Annotated in this window: 16 protein-coding genes; 5 read left to right on the top strand and 11 right to left on the bottom strand. The window is 62.2% G+C overall.

Features of this window, described 5'->3' with window-relative positions; genetic code table 11:
- The first annotated feature begins 387 nt into the window (after positions 1 to 387).
- A complete protein-coding gene (locus HU750_RS23600) occupies positions 388 to 1,284 on the top strand; it encodes a formate/nitrite transporter family protein (protein WP_186682716.1) in 897 nt (298 codons plus the stop codon).
- A gap of 3 nt (positions 1,285 to 1,287) precedes the next feature.
- Here the strand turns inward: HU750_RS23600 and HU750_RS23605 are convergent, their stop codons facing one another.
- The gene (locus HU750_RS23605) at positions 1,288 to 2,382 is read right to left on the bottom strand and encodes an MBL fold metallo-hydrolase (protein WP_186682718.1); all 1,095 of its coding nucleotides are present in this window, start codon (positions 2,380 to 2,382) and stop codon (positions 1,288 to 1,290) included.
- Positions 2,383 to 2,512: 130 nt separating this feature from the next.
- On the opposite strand from HU750_RS23605, the gene HU750_RS23610 reads away from it, so the two are divergent.
- On the top strand, positions 2,513 to 3,586 hold the full coding sequence (locus HU750_RS23610) for a diguanylate cyclase (protein WP_186682777.1): 1,074 nt from the start codon (positions 2,513 to 2,515) through the stop codon (positions 3,584 to 3,586).
- A 56-nt stretch (positions 3,587 to 3,642) separates the two neighbouring features.
- Positions 3,643 to 6,231: a bifunctional diguanylate cyclase/phosphodiesterase gene (locus HU750_RS23615; protein ID WP_186682720.1), complete on the top strand. Its 2,589-nt coding sequence runs from the start codon at positions 3,643 to 3,645 to the stop codon at positions 6,229 to 6,231.
- Positions 6,232 to 6,276: 45 nt separating this feature from the next.
- On the opposite strand, the gene HU750_RS23620 is transcribed toward HU750_RS23615, so the two are convergent.
- From HU750_RS23620 to HU750_RS23650, 8 genes are all read right to left on the bottom strand, one after another.
- Positions 6,277 to 6,597 carry a DUF2025 family protein gene (locus tag HU750_RS23620; protein ID WP_186682722.1) on the bottom strand — a complete coding sequence of 107 codons (321 nt, stop codon included), beginning with the start codon at positions 6,595 to 6,597 and terminating at the stop codon, positions 6,277 to 6,279.
- Positions 6,598 to 6,757: 160 nt separating this feature from the next.
- Positions 6,758 to 7,627: an efflux RND transporter periplasmic adaptor subunit gene (locus HU750_RS23625; RefSeq protein ID WP_027594248.1), complete on the bottom strand. Its 870-nt coding sequence runs from the start codon at positions 7,625 to 7,627 to the stop codon at positions 6,758 to 6,760.
- Positions 7,628 to 7,662: 35 nt separating this feature from the next.
- Positions 7,663 to 7,869, bottom strand: coding sequence for a DUF1656 domain-containing protein (locus HU750_RS23630; RefSeq protein WP_186682724.1), 207 nt, complete (start codon positions 7,867 to 7,869; stop codon positions 7,663 to 7,665).
- Positions 7,856 to 9,844 carry an FUSC family protein gene (locus HU750_RS23635; RefSeq protein ID WP_186682726.1) on the bottom strand — a complete coding sequence of 663 codons (1,989 nt, stop codon included), beginning with the start codon at positions 9,842 to 9,844 and terminating at the stop codon, positions 7,856 to 7,858. Before HU750_RS23635 ends, HU750_RS23630 begins: the two co-directional genes overlap by 14 nt.
- Before the next feature lie 181 nt (positions 9,845 to 10,025).
- Positions 10,026 to 10,142, bottom strand: a complete 117-nt coding sequence (gene ccoM / locus HU750_RS27370; protein ID WP_003254862.1) for a cytochrome c oxidase subunit CcoM — start codon at positions 10,140 to 10,142, stop codon at positions 10,026 to 10,028.
- A 135-nt stretch (positions 10,143 to 10,277) separates the two neighbouring features.
- On the bottom strand, positions 10,278 to 10,439 hold the full coding sequence (locus HU750_RS23640) for a hypothetical protein (RefSeq protein ID WP_077068735.1): 162 nt from the start codon (positions 10,437 to 10,439) through the stop codon (positions 10,278 to 10,280).
- A 67-nt stretch (positions 10,440 to 10,506) separates the two neighbouring features.
- On the bottom strand, positions 10,507 to 10,836 hold the full coding sequence (locus HU750_RS23645) for a hypothetical protein (RefSeq protein WP_027594245.1): 330 nt from the start codon (positions 10,834 to 10,836) through the stop codon (positions 10,507 to 10,509).
- A 61-nt stretch (positions 10,837 to 10,897) separates the two neighbouring features.
- Entirely contained in the window at positions 10,898 to 11,593 is a 696-nt protein-coding gene (locus HU750_RS23650) for a M949_RS01915 family surface polysaccharide biosynthesis protein (RefSeq protein ID WP_027594244.1), read from the bottom strand.
- Between the two features lie 151 nt (positions 11,594 to 11,744).
- On the opposite strand from HU750_RS23650, the gene rapA reads away from it, so the two are divergent.
- Both rapA and HU750_RS23660 read left to right on the top strand, forming a co-directional pair.
- On the top strand, positions 11,745 to 14,591 hold the full coding sequence (gene rapA, locus HU750_RS23655; RefSeq protein ID WP_099455117.1) for an RNA polymerase-associated protein RapA: 2,847 nt from the start codon (positions 11,745 to 11,747) through the stop codon (positions 14,589 to 14,591).
- Positions 14,592 to 14,807: 216 nt separating this feature from the next.
- Positions 14,808 to 17,072, top strand: a complete 2,265-nt coding sequence (locus HU750_RS23660) for a putative bifunctional diguanylate cyclase/phosphodiesterase (protein ID WP_186682728.1) — start codon at positions 14,808 to 14,810, stop codon at positions 17,070 to 17,072.
- Here HU750_RS23660 and HU750_RS23665 read toward each other — a convergent pair.
- Positions 16,972 to 17,859: an NAD(P)-dependent oxidoreductase gene (locus HU750_RS23665; protein WP_027594242.1), complete on the bottom strand. Its 888-nt coding sequence runs from the start codon at positions 17,857 to 17,859 to the stop codon at positions 16,972 to 16,974. The genes HU750_RS23660 and HU750_RS23665 overlap by 101 nt on opposite strands.
- A 205-nt stretch (positions 17,860 to 18,064) precedes the next feature.
- Positions 18,065 to 18,376, bottom strand: a complete 312-nt coding sequence (locus tag HU750_RS23670) for a DUF2288 domain-containing protein (RefSeq protein ID WP_027594241.1) — start codon at positions 18,374 to 18,376, stop codon at positions 18,065 to 18,067.
- Positions 18,377 to 18,644 lie beyond the last annotated feature (268 nt).

Raw genomic sequence — 18,644 nt, forward strand, 5'->3', positions numbered from 1 at the left:
CATGGTCACTTGTGATGCTGATAATCTTTGTGACTATCAGTCCGTACTCACAAGCACCCACACGAATTGCTTGATTCAATTTGTTAAAGAGCGTTTGGTTAAGAGCTTTTCATCTCAACCGAGGCGCGCATTCTACGCTTTCCTCATTTGCTGTCAAGCGTTTATTTTGAAGTTTTTTAACTTCGCTTTCTTTCGAAAGCTTTTAACTTCAACAACTTGCCGCTTGCCCCGAAGCGTTCATCGCTGCGAGGAGGCGAATAATACGCGCTTTGAAATCAGAGTCAACACCCTGATCTGAAAAAACTTTCCAGCAGTACTTGGCCGGCCTTCGCAACTAATGAACACGCAACCGATCTGTAGATAAACACCCCACGGAGCGTGGCAACCATGAGCGAGACGCAAAGCGAGAAAACGCCAGGCCTGTCGGCGGACGAAGAGCAGGAGGTCAGCCATAACCAGCCGCCAAGGGCAGCGGTGCTGCACGAGATCATTCGCTACCAAGGCGACCAAGAGCTTGAGCGCACGATCGCAGCCCTGTGGTGGTCAGCGCTGGCCGCCGGGTTGTCGATGGGGCTCTCGCTCATGGCCATGGGGTTGTTCTATGCCCGCCTCCCCGAGGGCGACAGCGCCCAGGTGATTGCAAGCATTGGCTACAGTGCAGGTTTCCTGGCGGTGATCCTCGCCCGCCAGCAACTGTTTACAGAGAACACACTCACCGCCGTGCTGCCGGTGATGACCTCGCCTACCCTGGCCAACTTGGGTCGCCTGCTGCGCCTATGGAGCGTGGTATTGCTCGGCAACCTGGCCGGTACCCTGCTGGTCGCCTGGGTCATGCTGGAACTGCCGATCTTCGACGGCAAGACCGACGTGGCATTTCTGGAGGTCGGGCGCAAGGTAATGAAGAACGATATCGGCCAGATGTTCGCCAAAGGCATCGTGTCGGGCTGGATGATCGCCACCATGGTCTGGATGATCCCGTCGATGGAGCACGCCAAGATCTGGATCATCCTGATGATCACTTACTTCATGGCGCTGGGTGACTTCACCCATATTGTCGTCGGTTCGGTGGAAGTGTCCTACCTGGTCTGGGCCGGTGAAGAGACCTGGCGCAGCTTCTTGCTGGCATTCGCCCTGCCGACCCTCGCCGGTAACATCATTGGTGGCAGCTTCATCTTCGCGCTGATCAGCCATGCGCAGGTGCGCAGTGACAGCGGTAAGCCACCTTCGCGTTTACTGGACGACCAGAAGCCGCCCTCACCTCGCCAGCGAGACGCTGAAAAATGACCCTCAGCGCACCGCCACAGCGCGCTCTGTCGACCGCTCTCGCTGATGCGCAGGTTTGGGCTGCCACCAGTTCTGCCCGGCATGCGGCGAGTCCAGGCTGACCCGCTCGCCCATCTGCGGGGTGCATAGCCGCACCTGCGCTTGCTCAGTGAGGGCCAGGATGCGCTCGAATGGCTCTTGCCAGGCATGGGTGGACAAGTCGAAGGTGCCGTTATGAATCGGCAGCATCCAGCGCCCCTGCAGGTCGAGGTGTGCCTGCAGGCTCTGCTCCGGCTGCATGTGCACGCTCGGCCAGGCGACGTTATAGGCCCCGGTCTCGATCAGGGTCAGGTCGAAAGGCCCGAAACGCTCACCGATCTGCTTGAAGCCCTCGAAGTAGCCTGTATCGCCGCTGAAAAACACCCGCAGCTGTTCATCGATCACCACCCAGGACGCCCACAAGGTCCGGTTACTGTCGAACAGGCCACGCCCTGAAAAGTGCTGGGCTGGGGTCGCGACAAAGCGTACCCCTTCAACTTCAGTGTCCTGCCACCAATCCAGTTGGCGCACCTTGTCTGCTGCAACCCCCCATTCGATCAAGAGGTCACCCACCCCAAGCGGTGCCAGAAACACCCCCGTACGCGGGGCAAGCCGTCGAATCGCCTGCTCATCCAGATGATCGAAGTGATCATGGGACAGGATCACCGCGGCCAATGGCGGCAGTTCGTCCAGGCCAAGCGGTGGCGCATGGAAACGTTGCGGCCCTGCCCACTGCACCGGTGAGGCGCGCTCGGCGAATACCGGGTCGGTAATAAAGAAGCGCCCGCGCAACTTCAGCAATATCGTCGAATGGCCAAGGCGCCACAGGCTGTGATCAGGTGCATCAAGCACCTGCTGCCGGGTCATGGGCTGCACATGGAGGGGGGTGGAGGGCCGAGTGTCGGGCGGCTTGCGCAAAAACAGGTACTTGAGGCCGATGCGCAGCTTTTTCATCACGCCGTCTTGAGGCAGGCGGGCCTGGTTATGGAAACGACCGTCCCGTTGAGGCGCCGACTCGCCGGCAGCGTTAGCCATGGGAACCATGAGCATGAGCACTCCAAGCAACAGGAAAGCCTTCATATTACCCCACAGTGATCAGATCAACCGTGAATTGGCTTGTAAGGTCATTTTTCATAGATGAAACACTGTTCAACAATATTCACACGCGTTATGCGATAAACGGCGCCTTAGCAGAAGAACGATGACCATGATGGACAACCGCAGCGGCAAGGGCCTTTCTTTCGTCAAGCGCATCTACCTGCCGCGCATCATCGGCATGGGCATCGGCCTGTTCAGTGTAATGGCTGCCATGGCGCCGCTATCGCCGCCTACCTGGGTCTGGCTGCTGGTGCTGTTCAACGGGATTGTCTGGCCGCATTTAGCCTACCTGTGGGCGATGCGCTCGGCAGCGCCTTATCAGGCAGAACAGCGCAATCTGCTGCTGGACTCGCTGATGGGCGGTTTCTGGACCGCCGCCATGCACTTCAACCCACTGCCCAGCGTGACCGTGCTGTCGATGATGACCATGAACAACGTGGCCGCGGGCGGCAAACGCCTGGTCGTTCGTGGCGTGCTGGCCCAGCTTGCCGGCATGCTCGTGGCCACGCTCGTGCTCGGCCCTGGCTTGCAACTCACTGCCACGCCCTTGCAGGTTTACGCGTGCTTGCCAATGCTGACGCTCTACCCGCTGGCCCTGGGCTGGGTCTGCTACCGCCTGGCAATCAAACTGGCAGAGCATAAGCGCCGCCTCAGTGCGCTCAGCCTTACCGACAGCCTGACCGGGTTGCTCAACCACGGTGCCTGGAAAGACCTGCTGCTGGTCAAGTTTCAGACTTGCCAGCAACAACAGCAACAGGCGGTCATCGCCCTGATCGACATCGACCACTTCAAGACCATCAACGACACGTTTGGCCACGTAGTCGGCGATTGCGTGCTGCGTCAGATGAGCGAAGAGCTCAAACGCAACCTGCGTGAGGTCGACCAGGCCGGGCGCTACGGTGGCGACGAGTTCTGCGTGATCCTGCCGGACACCAACGAGGCCCAGGCCTGCCTGGCCATGGAGCGCTTGCGCGAGCGGGTGGCGAGCTACCGTAACCCGCAATTACCACACTTGCGGATCAGCCTCAGCATCGGCCTGTCTGCCTTCGACGCCGACCTTGAATCCCCCGAACACTGGCTCGAACAGGCCGACAAGGCGCTCTACACCGCCAAGCACGCTGGCCGCGACCAGGTCAATTTCGCGCAACGCGAGGCCACCGGCCTCAGGCTGGCCTATCCTGACTGAACCTCCTTCCTGATTGCCTTGCAGGAGGCTGCTGTTCTTGAAGGAGTCACCCGCACATGGCCAGGACCGCCAACCTTCCACCCACCCTACCCACACCCCGATTTCAAGTTCGCCGCTTGATTGCAGGCTTTTGCGTGGTCTTTGGCCTGGCCTGCCTGGTCACCTTGGGCGCATTGCTCAACATCGCCGCCACCCTCGATCACCAAGAGCAACAGCGCAGCGCTTTCCATGCCTCGCAAGCGCTCGAGCAACGGCTGCTTGCCTCACGCCAGTTCCTGTCCAGCTATGCCGTGTGGGATGCCGCCTTTGAACACCTGGCCGGCAAGGCGGACTGGCAGTGGGCCTATGAAGAGAAGAACGTCGGTGAATCGCTGTACAGCGCCAGTGGCTACGAAGGTGTGTTCGTGGTGGACGACCAGCGCACCACCTACGCCCTGTTCAAAGGCAAGCCCAGTGAAGCGAGCGCCAGCACTTATATAGAAGCGCCGCTACAACCCATCATCAATGAAGCACGGGGGGCTGCCAGCGCCCGCGAACAAATCACCCGGTTCGTGCTGTTCAACGGATGGCCCGCCGTGCTTAGCGCCGCGGCCGTACGGCCAGACAAGGACGTGTCGGACAGCGAAGTACGCCAGGCACCCGTCATGCTGTTCGTCGACCAGCTGACCGACGACAAACTCACACGGTTGGGTACCGGCGCCGGCCTGGCGGGCATGCACCTCGAGAAAGACGCTACCGGCGAGCATGGCCAGCAGCGTATCGCGCTGGGCGATACCGGCTTCCACCTGGCCTGGACCAGCCCGCTGCCGGGCCAGCAATTGCTGTGGGCGATGCTGCCGCCGCTGCTGTGCGCGCTGCTGATACTCGGCCTGGTGATGCTTTACCTGTTCTGCCACGCCTTGCGCAGCTCCCGCGCCATCGACCTTAGCCTGGCGCGCCTGCAGCAGAGCAACCAGGCCCTGGAGGCCAGCGAGCAGCGTTTTCGCGCCGTCGCCGAAGCCGCATCCGACTGGATCTGGGAAACCGACCGACAACAACGCCTGACCTATCTTTCACAGCGTTTCGTCAGCGTCACCGGCTACCCGGTGGACGACTGGCTGGGCCAGCCGGTGAACCAGCTGCTGGCCTGCGACACCACGCCACTCTCACCCTGGCTGGACGCGTTGGCCGCCGCCGACCCACAGCAGTTGGCAAACCTGCGCTGTACCTACCGTGACCATAACGGGCAAAACCGCTATTGCCGCATCTCGGCACGGGCGATCTGGTACGACGGCAAGCCGACGGGTTTTCGTGGCACCGCCAGCGACATCACTGACGAGGTCGACGCCCATGCACGCATCCAGCACCTGTCACTGCATGACCCGCTGACCGGTCTTGCCAACCGCAACAAACTCGCCCGGCACCTTGAGCAGTTGTTATTGCGCGGCAGCGACGCGCCCCCACTCACGTTGCTGCTGCTGGACCTGGACAACTTCAAGCCGATCAACGATTCCCTCGGCCATGCCGCCGGTGACGCTGTGCTGCAAGAGGTGGCGACACGCCTGCGCGACACCACCCGCGATGTCGACCTGGTGGCGCGCCTGGGTGGCGATGAGTTCATTCTGGTGCTCAATGGCATGGATAACCGCACTGAAGTCGACCGTTTCTGCGCTCGCCTGATTAGCCTGCTGCAGCAACCCATCGTCTTCGACAACCAGCCCCTGCACATCGGCGCCAGCATCGGCGTCGCCCAGAGCCGCACCCAGGGCTTCGATGCCGGCGAACTGATCCGCTGCGCCGATATCGCGCTGTACCAGGCCAAAGCGGAGGGCAAGAACACCTGGCGCTACTTCGCCGCCGAAATGAACAAACAGATCCAGTACCGCCGACAACTGGAGAATGATCTGCGCCGGGCCCTGCAAAACCAGGAATTCGCGTTGCATTACCAGCCACGCTATCGCCTGGGCGACCTGCGCATCGTCGCCGTCGAAGCCCTGCTGCGCTGGCAGCACCCGCAGGAGGGGTTGCTCGGGCCAGACACCTTCATCCCGCTGGCCGAGCAGAGCGACATCATTGTCGCGCTGGGCCGCTGGGTGCTGCGCGAAGCCTGCCGCACGGCCCACGACTGGCCGGTGGGCCTGCTGATATCGGTAAACCTGTCACCTGCGCAGTTCTTGCGCAGCGACGTGGTGGCCGACGTTCGCGAGATCCTGCTGGAAACCGCGTTCCCCGCCCAGCGCCTTGAACTGGAAATCACCGAAAACGTGATGCTCAACGACATCGAAGGCGCGCTAAGCACCATGCTTTCGCTAAAGGAGCTGGGTGTTCGCCTGAACATGGATGACTTTGGCACCGGTTACTCATCACTGGGCTATCTGCGCACGTACCCGTTCGACAGCATCAAGATCGACAAACGCTTCATAGCCGGGCTGAACAACACCAGTGGCAATGATCGCGCCGTGGTGCAAGCCATCATCAACCTGGGTGAAGCCATGGGGCTGACGGTGACGGCCGAGGGCGTAGAAAGTGAACAGCAGCTCAAAACACTGGAGAAGGACGGCTGCCATGAGGTGCAGGGTTATTTCCTGAGCCGGCCTTTACCTAAAGAGGCGCTCGAAGCCTTGCTGCAACAGGCGCCCACAGGCTCGGCCAGGCGCCTGCTGTAAAGGCAGCCTTCGCAGAACAAGGCTGCCCCCGTGAACAGCAGGGCGTCAGCGCTTGTTGCGCTCGGCCACGATCTCGGGCAAATCACTGCGCCGCAGGTAAGCGCGCAAGGGCTCGCCAATGTTCAAGCGATCATCCACATGCTGGTCCAGCAGCAGTGCCAGGCGTTGTCGGCACAACGCCATGCGCGGGCCTTGCTCGGGCCGCCAGACGAATTCGCTGCAGGGGGTGATACTGTCGTCGGCCACGTCCATGCCGAACGAGTCCTCGGAAAAACGCACGATATGAACGCCGCGCTTGCCATGAAAGCCAACGAAACCGTTGAGCTGCTCCGCCGCGTTGCAGATGTCCTGGGAAGTGATGGCCATGCCGTAACCTCGCAATCAAGTCGAAAGTGACGCACGCCGGGCTGCAAACGGTCGCCTCTGCCGGGCAACTCGCAGCGGCCAGCCTAACGCAAGTCACCGCGCATTCGCCAAGGTTTTCCGCCAGCCGCCGACAGCCCCGGAAAAGGGTTCGGCATTCCCTTCATTGCGTAACCCGGTCCTCGTGCACCTGCACGCTGGCAGTCATGCCGGCACTCAGGTTCATGCCCTGCGGGATCTCGTCCAGGCGGATCCGCACAGGTATCCGCTGCGCCAGGCGCACCCAGTTGAAGGTCGGCTCCACCTCCGGCAACAGTTGGCTATCCGGATTACTGTTGCGGTCGGTGATGCCCCGGCTGATGCTCTCCACATGCCCCTGCATTGCCTCGCCCGCCCCCATCAGCCAGACCTTGACCGTGTCACCGACGCGGATGCGCGGCAGTTTGGTTTCTTCGAAGTAGGCCTGGATATAGAAGGTCGAATCGTCCACCAGGGCCATCACCGACTCCCCGGTGTTCACGTAGTTGCCCTGGGCCAGGCGCAGGTTGGTGATATGGCCACTGCGCGGCGCCCGCACTTCGCTGCGCGCCAGGTTGATCTTGGCCACTTGCAGTTGCGCCTCGGCCTCATGCAGTTCACCGCGGGCGATGGCGGCGTTGATCTGGGCATTTTCACGCAGCTCGGCACTGATTGCCTCCGGCCCCAGGGCAGTACGCCGCGCCGCTTCGCGCTCGCGCAAGCGCAGTTGCTGGGCACGGGTCTCGGTCACGGCGCTGGCCTGGTCGAAGGCTGCCTGGAAGCGTTCACGGTCGATGCTCATGAGCAAATCGCCCGCCTTGACCTGCTGGTTGTCATGCACCTTGAGCTCGCGCACCCAACCGGATACGTCTGGGGCGATCACCACCACGTCGGCGCGCACCCGGGCATCGCGGGTCCAGGGTGTCAGCATGTAGTACTGCCACAGCTGGTAGCCTGCCAACAGGGCAAGGGCCACCACACACAGGGTTACCAGGGTACGTACGGCAGCACGCATTGAATCACTCCTTACAAAAATCGTTACAAGAGCCTTTAGGCAGCCCCCAGTACTCGCACCACCAGGAACAACACACACACGAACAACGCCGCGTCGAACAGCGCTTCATGCCAGATCCAGCGACCCAACGGCGTGGCGTGCACCAACAAGCGCAACACCCCGGTGAGCACCAGCGCCAGCAGCACATAAATCAGAAACGGGCTCAGCAGCACCCCGCCCAGCGCCCACTCACGCAACCCCATGCACGTCCTCCTGCCAGCGGCACCATTTGCCCCAGCTCTTCTGCAACTGCAGCACTGCACCTTCAGCCAGGCGCAACGGGTCGCTTGCCGGCAGCCGACGCAAGGCGGCGATGAATTGCTCACTGGCGCTGTCCAGGCGTTGCCCACGGCCCGGCGCCGGCCCCTTGGCCAGTACCGCCTCCACCTGCTGCAGGTACTCGCGTTCAGCGCGGCCCAACGGCGCCTGGGCGACCGCCAGGCACATGCGCAGGTGCACCAGTTCGTCGCCGATGTCCAGGCCGTGCAAGCCGTCATCCCAACGCTTGCGCTCGCTTTCGGGCAATTCGCCGGCATGCCGCGCCAGTTGCAAGAGGCGATCGGCCATTCGCCCGCCAAACCAGCTGTCGGCGCCGCGCAGGTCGCGCCGGGTCAGGCGCACCAGGTCGCTTTGGGTCGCCGCCCGCAGGCGCTTGCCCAGCCAGGCCGGGTGACGGAACACCAACAAACGAAAGGCCATCACCGCAGCAGACACGCCCACCAGCATCGCCAGCGCGCTGTTGAGCATGCTGGCCACGCCAAACTGCATGGCATTGAGCGGTGATACCAACACGATGAAGTGCAGGCAATACGAAGTCGCGGTCGCGCCGGTACGCGGGTGGGCCATGCCCAACGCACCCAGAAACAGCGGCACACCCATGCCCAGGCAGAGCATGGCGAAGCTGCTCCACTGCGGCAAAAGAATCTGCCCGACCAGAAACGCCGCGGGGATCGCCAAAAAGATGCCGCGCAAGAAACTAAGGCCGATCTGAGCGCCGTTTTCGCGGCTGGCAAACAGGCTGCAAACCACACAGGTCAGCACCAGGCCGCCCGGCGCAGAGGGCCAGGCGGTCGCCAGCCAGAAGCCACTCATCACCAGAAACGCCAGCGCGCTGCGTGAACCGAACAACAGTGCCAGCGACCAGTCGCGGTGTGCGGCCAGGCCCTGGGACACATCCTTGGGCGCCCTGCCCGCTTCGACGTCGTCCAACGCCTGGGTCGCAGCCATCGCGTAGTCCAGCAACAGCGTCATGCGCGCCAGGCAGTAATGTTCGGCAGCGCTTATCTGCTCATCATGGGCGGCATCCCAGATGCGTTGGCGCAACAGCAACAGGCCGGGTTGGTCGGGTGCGCCCAACTGCGCGCGCACCGCCTCCAGCCAGGGCGCCAGGTGCCGAGCTTCACCTTCATCGAGCTGGCGCCACTGCCGGCGCACCGAGCGGGAGATACGCAGCAGCACCATCAGCTTCTGGCTCAGGCCGCGAATGGCGCGCGCCCGCTGACGCCCGCGATTGCCTTCGAACCAGGCATGTTCGCGCTGGCTGTCGATGGCGACGATGCGCCCAAGGCTTTCCAGCAGCCCTTTGCGCGCCTCATCCTCTCCCCCCAGCATGGCACTGGCCGCCTGCAGGCCATTTTGCCAAGCCTGCCGGGCTTGTCCGCCCAGTTGCTGTTCCACACGCAGCGGCCAGATCAGGGCGCTGGTGGCGGTAGCGCAGAAAATCCCCAGGCAGATCTCGGTGCAGCGCGCCACGGCCTGGTCGAACACCTGCAACGGGTGGTCGATCGCCGGCAGGGCGATGATCGCGGCGGTGTAGCCGGCTAGCACAAAAGCGTAGGCCCAGGCACTGCGCAGTTGGGTCGACGCGGCCGTGCACAGTGCCAGCCACAGCGCGAGGGTGATCAGGAACAGGCCTGGCGTCTGGGCGAACAAGCCGATAAATACTACCGACATGAACGTGCCGACCAGGGTGCCGGCCAGGCGCGCAAGGCCCTTCTGCACCACCATGCCGGACAACGGCTGAGCCACGATGAACGCCGTCATCAATGCCCATGACGGCTGTTCCAACCCCCAGCGCATCGCCAGCCAAAGCGCCAGGCCGCCACCGAGCACGGTCTTGATGGCGAACTTGAGGGCGAGGCTGCTGGGAGCGAACAGGGCCTGGAAAGTGATGGGCACGAGGCGGACCTTGCGGGGATGATCAGGTAAACGATAGACAATGAAGCGAAGGATAATGCGGAAACGATTAATTAGCTAGCTAATCATCTTTATTGGGATGCGCTGCCCGACATTTCGCAGGCAAAAAAAATGGGCGACCGAAGTCGCCCTAAATGCCTTGCGTGCTCGTGAACCCGGAAGGTCAGCGCGGCTTGCGCTTGTTCGAGTCCTTCCAGATGAAAATGCCCAGACCGGCAAAGAATGCGACCATCAACCCAACCGTTACCACACCTGCGATAACCACGTTGTCGAAGAACATGTCGGCCTCCCTCTTCGTTTGCCGTTGTCCGATGGATGCAAGGTAACGAATGTGGGGGCGGGGAAAATTGACCGGGGTCAATGGTGCCCGGGACCGGGCACGCGGGGCGGGCGCAGGGTTGACCTGCGTCAAGTTTCAGCGCTTCTTGGGCTTGCCCTTGGGCTTCTTTTTCTTTGCCGCGCTCAGGGGCATGGCTTGCTCGAAGGCCTGGCGCACTTCGTTCAGGCGCTTTTCCTTGAGGTCGTGGACGCGCTTGGCACGTTCGGCATCAAAATCGATGAGGTTGTCTTGGCTCATGGGTGGGCTCGACGATCAACAGAGACTTGCATGATGAAGCCAGCCAGTGACGCTGACCAGCCCCGCGTCAGACTTCGATGTCGACCAACAGCCCCTGACGTGGGCTCTCACCCATCAAGGGGGCGACCGGTACGGTGTTGTCGGCGTTGACTTCATCACCTGGTAACGCGCTGTAAAGCTCGCCGTCGCTTTTTTGCCGACGTTGCTGTTGACGACGCTGTTCATCACGCAGGATCAAAGCTTGCTCCTGCGGGTCGCGCTGCTGCTTGAGGTTGATGGCGCTTTCACCGGAGGTCGGCTGCGCGGGGACCACCGGCTTGATGTCGGGAGTGGGTTTGACCGGGTCCTGTTGCGAGGTTACCGGGGCTGCACTGAGCGGAATAATCGGCGGCAACATGGAAAGTCTCCTATTACCCCTGTATCGGCGGGCGTTGTCCTACCTTGAATAGAGACAACGCTTATTCGACTTCGTCATCGGGGTCGTCATCGCTCGGCGGGCTCGCCTCGCTCCAGGGCCGCTTGTAGACCTGCTGCCAGACCGCGTCCATGTGCTCGCGCAGTACCTGCGGCGCGCTTTTGAGCGAGGCGCTGTCTTCGCGCTCGCCGCCGATCGGCTCCTCGCCCGCCGGGGTGATCAGTGATTGGCCAGTAATGGTGTAGATGGCCTGGCCTTCGCGCATTTCGATGGCGATATCGTGAGGGTCGATGCCGCCGCCGCAGAAGGCATGGCTGGCAACCGTCAGTTCAGCGATACCGTCCTTGTTCAGGTCACTGACATCGCTGACATCGGAATAGAAGTCGACATCCAGGTCCAGCCCCGGGCAGGTGGTTTCCTGTTCGATCTGCCAACGTGCCTTGAATGCATCGCTTTCGGCCGTGCGCCCATACAGCGTGGCCTTGAGCACTACCTTGTCCACTTCCTGCTGGTTTTCCGCGTCGGTGGCCTGGCCGTCGGTGCGGCTCAGCACCAGCAGGCCTTCGCCGTCGCGGTCACGAAAGTGCACGCTCTTGATCGGCGTCTGCACGCCCAGTGCCTCAAGCTGCCCAGGCGTAATCGCCGGCAAGGTCTCGAAGCTTTTTTGCTCGCAGCCGGCCAGCAGCACAAGGCTGCTCACGGCCAGGGAAACGTTCAACCAGCGGTGCTTGGCGGACATGTTGGTGCGCGGCCCTCGTCTACAAGACGGTGTTGGTCGATGAAACGGCTAGACTGTTGGTCTTCGGCACCCTTCGGTGCACTTCAACACTTTGGTCTGACCGGCCGATCCGTTAACATAGCCGGCTTTTCATCGCGGGAGTTCAGGCAGTATGGCGCAGCAGTATCAACCGGGGCAACGCTGGATCAGCGACAGCGAAGCAGAGCTCGGCCTGGGTACCATCCTGGCGCAGGATGGCCGCCTGTTGACCGTGCTCTACCCGGCCACTGGCGACACCCGCCAGTATTCCCTGCGCAATGCGCCGCTGACCCGCGTGCGCTTCTCGCCAGGTGACCAGATCACCCACTTCGACGGTTGGAAGCTGACCGTGCGCGAGGTCGACGATGTCGATGGCCTGTTGGTGTACCACGGCCTGGACGGGCAAAACCAGCCGCGTACCCTGCCGGAAACCCAACTGTCGAACTTCATTCAGTTCCGCCTGGCCAGCGACCGCCTGTTCGCCGGCCAGATCGACCCGCTGTCGTGGTTCAGCCTGCGTTACAACACCTTGCAGCACACCAGCAAGCAGATGCAGTCGTCGCTCTGGGGCCTGGGTGGCTGCCGCGCACAACCGATCGCCCACCAGTTGCACATCGCCCGTGAAGTCGCTGACCGCAGTGCACCGCGGGTGCTGCTGGCGGACGAAGTCGGCCTGGGCAAAACCATCGAGGCAGGCCTGATCATCCATCGCCAGCTGCTTTCAGGGCGTGCCAGCCGCGTACTGATCCTGGTCCCGGAAAACCTCCAGCATCAATGGCTGGTGGAAATGCGCCGGCGCTTCAACCTGCAAGTGGCGTTGTTCGACGCCGAGCGCTTCATCGAGAGCGATGCCAGCAACCCGTTCGAAGACGCCCAGCTCGCGCTGGTGGCCCTGGAATGGCTGGTTGACGACGAAAAAGCCCAGGACGCGCTGTTTGCCGCAGGCTGGGACCTGATGGTGGTCGACGAAGCCCACCACCTGGTCTGGCATGAAGACCAGGTCAGCGCCGAGTACGGCCTGGTCGAGCAACTGGCCCAGGTGATCCCTGGCGTGCTGCTGCTCACCGCCACCCCCGAACAGCTCGGCCAGGACAGCCACTTCGCCCGGCTGCGCCTGCTCGACCCCAACCGTTTCCACGACCTTGTGGCGTTCCGTGCCGAGAGCGAAAACTATCGCCCGGTCGCCGAGGCGGTACAGGAGCTGCTTGACGAAGGTCGCCTGTCGCCGGAGGCCCACGCCACCATCCATGGTTTCCTCGGGGCCGAAGGCGAAGCTTTGCTGGCAGCCGTCAGCGATGGCGACACCCAAGCCAGCGCGCGCCTGATCCGCGAGCTGCTCGACCGCCACGGCACTGGCCGCGTGCTGTTCCGCAACACCCGCGCAGCCGTTCAGGGCTTCCCCGAGCGCGAGCTGCATGCTTACCCGGTAGCGATGCCGGAGCAATACCGCGACCTGCCGCCTGGCGAAAAAGCCGAGCTGTACCCGGAAGTCGCCTTCCAGGCGCAGGGCGACATCACTGACGACGAGCGCTGGTGGCGTTTCGACCCTCGGGTCGACTGGCTGATTGATACCCTGAAGATGCTCAAGCGCACCAAAGTACTGGTGATCTGCGCCCATGCCGAAACCGCCATGGACCTGGAAGACGCCCTGCGCGTGCGCTCCGGCATTCCTGCCTCGGTCTTCCACGAAGGCATGAGCATTCTCGAGCGTGACCGCGCCGCCGCCTATTTCGCAGACGAAGAGTTCGGCGCCCAGGTGCTGATCTGCTCCGAGATCGGTAGCGAAGGCCGCAACTTCCAGTTCTCTCATCACCTGGTGATGTTCGACCTGCCGGCCCACCCGGACCTGCTCGAGCAGCGTATCGGCCGTCTCGACCGGATCGGCCAGAAGCACACCATCCAGTTGCACGTGCCCTACCTGCAGGACAGCCCGCAAGAGCGCCTGTTCCAGTGGTACCACGAAGCGCTCAACGCCTTCCTCAACACCTGCCCGACCGGCAATGCCCTGCAGCATCAGTTCGGCCCTCGCCTGCTGCCGCTGCTCGAAAGCGGTGACAGCAAAGCCTGGGATGCACTGGTGGCCGATGCCCGCGGCGAACGCGAGCGCCTGGAAGCCGAGCTGCACAGCGGCCGCGACCGCCTGCTGGAGCTCAATTCTGGCGGGGCCGGTGAGGGCCAGGCACTGGTCGAGGCGATTCTCGAACAGGATGACCAGTTCGCCCTGCCGATCTACATGGAAACCCTGTTCGACGCGTTCGGCATCGACAGCGAAGACCATTCGGAAAACGCCCTGATCCTCAAACCGAGCGAGAAAATGCTCGACGCCAGCTTCCCGCTGGGTGACGACGAAGGCGTGACCATCACCTACGACCGCGCCCAGGCGTTGTCCCGCGAGGACATGCAGTTCCTGACCTGGGAGCACCCGATGGTTCAGGGTGGCATGGATCTGGTCTTGTCCGGCTCGATGGGCAACACCGCTGTTGCGCTGATCAAGAACAAGGCGCTGAAGCCAGGTACCGTGTTGCTCGAACTGCTGTTCGTCAGCGAGGTGGTAGCACCGCGCGCCCTGCAGTTGGGACGTTACCTGCCGCCGGCAGCCCTGCGCTGCCTGCTCGACACCAACGGCAACGACCTGGCGTCGCGCGTGGCATTCGAAACGCTCAACGACCAGCTCGAAAGCGTGCCGCGCGCCAGCGCCAACAAGTTCGTCCAGGCGCAACGTGATGTGCTGGCCCAGCGCATCAGTGGTGGTGAAGCCAAGATCATGCCGACCCACGTCGAGCGGGTGGCCGAAGCGCAGCGTCGCTTGCAGGCCGAGGCCGACGAAGAGTTGGCGCGCATGGTTGCCCTGCAAGCCGTCAACCCAAGCGTGCGCGACAGCGAAATCGACGCCCTGCGCAAGCAGCGTGAAGAAGGCCTGGCGATGCTTGAAAAAGCTGCCCTGCGCCTCGAAGCCATTCGCGTGCTGGTAGCCGGCTGATACACCCCGCCCCTGTAGGAGCAGCGCAAGGCTGCTCCTACACGTGGCGCGGCACAAGCAGTCATATTCCTGGCTGCTATTGAACGCATAACCAAATCGTAGCAATCAAAGTGCCATTAGTCAGGAAGGCCTAACCACCTCTTCCTATACTGCCTCTGGACAGTCTCCCAAGGCGTTGTACCGGAGACGCGTGAAAACTCGGCCAAGAGGCACGCAATGGACTGGTTGGGACTGCAACTGTTCGCCGATCTGCCGGCAACCGGACGCATCGTCATCGATTGTCGCCACGAGCCTTTCCTTGTTCTGCTCGCCTTTAGCGTGGCCTGCGCGGCTTGCTTCGCGACCCTGGACATGGCCGAGCGCCAATCCCACAACGAACACCCCACCGCACAACGCCAGTGGCGCGTGCTTGGCGCCTGTTGCCTGGCCGGCGGTGTCTGGGCCATGCATTTCATCAGCATGCTGGCCTTCCAGGCGCCGGTGGAAGTCCACTACGACGTCTCGCTGACCGTCCTCTCGTTGCTCATTGCATTGATCGTTGCCTGGCTGGGCATGAACAGCCTCAACCGCAGCCAAATGCGAGTGCAGCATTACCTGCAAAGTGCCGTGCTGATTGGTGCCGGTATTATCCTGATGCACTTTGTCGGCATGGCCGCCCTCGAGACCGGCGCCCGGCAGTACTACCAGACCGGGCTGTTACTGGCCTGCGTGGTCATCGCCATACTCACCAGCCTCGCGGCGTTGCTGTTGGCGCGGTATTTCCGCAATGGCAGCGGCACGTTGCACCAAGCCCTGAAGTACGGCGCCAGCCTGGTGATGGCCGGTGGCATCGTAGCGACTCACTTCACTGCGATGTCGGCCATGACCCTGGTCATCCCCGCCGATACCGCCCTGCGCCTGCCCTCGGCAGACAACAGCCTGCAACTGGGGCTGACCATTGCCTTCATTACCCTGCTGATCAGCGGCGCCAGCATCAGTGCGGCACTGGCCGACAAGAAGCTGCAAAGTAAGGAGCATGACCTGCGCCGGGTCAGCATCCTGCTCAGCCAATTGGACCAGGCACGGGCCTCGCTGCAACAGGCCGCGCATTACGACGCCCTGACCAACCTGATCAACCGCCGCGGTTTCAATCAGGTATTCGCCGAACGCCTCGCCGAACAGACCACCAGTCAAAACCGCCTGGCGGTGATGTTCCTCGACATCGACCATTTCAAGCGGATCAACGACAGCCTTGGCCATGCCGCCGGCGACGAACTACTCAAGGTGATTGCCAACCACATCAAGGCAGCCACCCGCAGCCACGACCTGGTGGCGCGTTTCGGGGGCGACGAGTTTTGCGTGGTCACCAGCCTCAACAACCGTGACGAGGCACGTCACCTGGCGCAGCGCATCATGCAACGGATGAAGGAACCCATCGACCTGGGTGGCCGGCGCATGGTCATGACCACCAGTATCGGTATCAGCATTTTCCCCGACGATGGCCACACCGCTGAAGAGCTGCTCAAGCACGCCGACCTTGCCCTGTACCAGTCCAAGGGCAACGGCCGCAACAGCCTCAACTTCTTCAACGACAGCCTGAAAACCCGCGCCACCCTCGCCCTGCAGCTGGAAGAAGAACTGCGCATCGCGCTGCTGGAGGAACGCGGGCTGTGCGTGCACTACCAGCCCATCTTCGACCTGCGCAATGGCCAGGTGGCCAAGCTCGAAGCCTTGGTCCGCTGGCAGCACCCGCAACACGGCTTGCTCGGGCCCGACCGGTTCATCGGTATCGCCGAAGCGAATGGTTTGATCATCGACCTCGACCTGTGGGTGCTGCGCCACGCCTGCGCCGACCTGGCGCAACTGCACCGTCACGGCTTTGCCGACCTTAAGGTCACCGTCAACTGCTCGGCGGTAACCCTCAGCCACGATGAGCTACCCAGCGAAGTGGAGAAAGCGCTGTATCACTCGGCGCTGGCGCCCCGCCACCTGGAGCTTGAAGTCACCGAGAATGCCTTGATGGGCGATATTCAGCGCACGGTCAACCTGCTCAAGCGCGTGCGCGCCCTCGGCGTGGCCTTGTCGATTGATGACTTTGGTACCGGTTATTCGTCACTGGCCTACCTCAAGCGCCTGCCGCTGGACGTGCTGAAAATCGACCGGACCTTCCTGCAGGAGGTACCCGGCAGCCAGAAAGACCGCGAGATCGTCCAGGCCATCATCGTCATGGCCCACACCCTGCACTTGCAGGTAGTCAGTGAGGGGGTGGAAACCGTCGAGCAACTTGAATTCCTCGAAACCCACGGCTGCGACTACCTGCAAGGCTACCTGCTCGGCCGCCCGGTGGCGTTGGGCGAATTGCGGCCCATCCTGGAGCGGCTGGAGCGCGACAAAGGCGTGCTCAGCCCTTGCTGCGATACAGCGATACCAGGGTCGCCGGATCTTTTTGCAAGTAGCCCTGGCTACCGTGCAAGCGCATCAATTGCGCGGCGAGGCCACTGAGCGGTGTCGCCGAACCCTGCTCGCGGGCAAATTTGACCGCGCTGTCGAGGTCTTTGAGCAGCGTACGCACATGCCACTTGATCGGCTCGAAGCGGCTTTCGGCCATTTGCGGGGCGAGGATCTGCAAGGGTTTCGAATCGGCAAAACCTCCCGCCAACGCCTCAGCGATCAGTGTCGCATCAACCCCCGATTGCTCGGCCAACGCCACCACTTCGGCGATCACCAACGCATTGCAGGCCACAATCATCTGGTTGCAAGCCTTGGTCACCTGGCCTGCACCCACGGCGCCCATGTGCGTTACACGTTGGCCCAGGGTCAGCAGCACCGGCTGCGCGCGTTGCAAGTCAGCCGCTTCGCCACCCACCATGATTGCCAGGGTGCCGGCCTCGGCCCCCGGCGTGCCACCGGACACCGGCGCATCCAGCCAGGCCATGCCACACAGCGCCGCGAGCTCGGCAGCCATCTCACGGGTGGCGGTCGGTTCGAGGCTGGAGAAGTCGATCAGCAGTTGGCCACTGCGCCCGCCCTGGGCAATGCCCTGTTCACCAAACACCACCTCGCGCACCACCGGCGTGTCAGCCAGGCACAGCAGCACCATATCGCTGTCGCGGCACAATGCGGCCGGGCTTGCTGCCAGGCGCGCGCCTGCCGCCACCAGTTCGGCGCATTTGTCCGGGCTGCGGTTCCACACCGTCAAGGGGTAGCCGGCAGCCAGCAGGCGCCGACACATCGGCAGGCCCATCAGGCCAATGCCGGCGAATCCTAGCGAAGGTAGTTGTGAACTCATGAACGACTCCTTGCACATTTGTTATTTTTTGAGGCCGCAATCAGGGCCTAAGGCGCGCGTGTACCCGCGAGGGGGCGCGCAGCGGCCACATTACGCATCCCGTAAACTGTTACCGCCACGCCGAATTGTTACTTACCTCTACCCGGCTGATCGCCTTCAAGCACCAAATTAAGGCGGGCTGCGCATTTTCACGCACCAAAAACGATCACGCCGATTCCGAACGCTTCGCTTGAATCACGATAAACGGTGAAACCACCACCGCCCAGATCTCTGGGTCGCGGTTTTGCAGGTCCAATGCCTGCTCAGCAGTCACCGGCCCCACAGTGCCATCACTGCGCCACTTGGCGAAGATCTCGCTGCGATTCTCGGCCATTGCTTCGGCAACGGCGATCAGGTCCAGGCTAGGGTCGACCCAAATCAGGTCACCCTTCGCCCAGAAGCGCTCCAGTGCTTTCCACTCGATGATTGCCGTCTCGCCAAGCAATTTGGCATAGAGGGTGCTTGTTTGATCAGTCATGGGTTTGTACCCGCAAAAATCGGCCAATAAAAAAGGCCGGTATTTTTGCAGAAAAACCCGGTTTCAAATACGTAATTTGGTCGATCGGCCCCGAACTTGTGGGGTGGGGCCGCAGATACAGGCAAATTGATGGCGCCTTTCTGTATCTTTGTGTCGATCAAGCGACAACCCAGGAAACAGGCTCTTTTTGACCGCTTTTCAAGCGCTCGGACAGCGCTCTACACTGTACCGGTACAGTTCCGGGACATGTTCCGGGGGAAGGTGGGCA

This window comes from Pseudomonas sp. SWRI50, from assembly GCF_014269095.1.
Taxonomy (GTDB): Bacteria; Pseudomonadota; Gammaproteobacteria; order Pseudomonadales; family Pseudomonadaceae; genus Aquipseudomonas; species Aquipseudomonas kermanshahensis.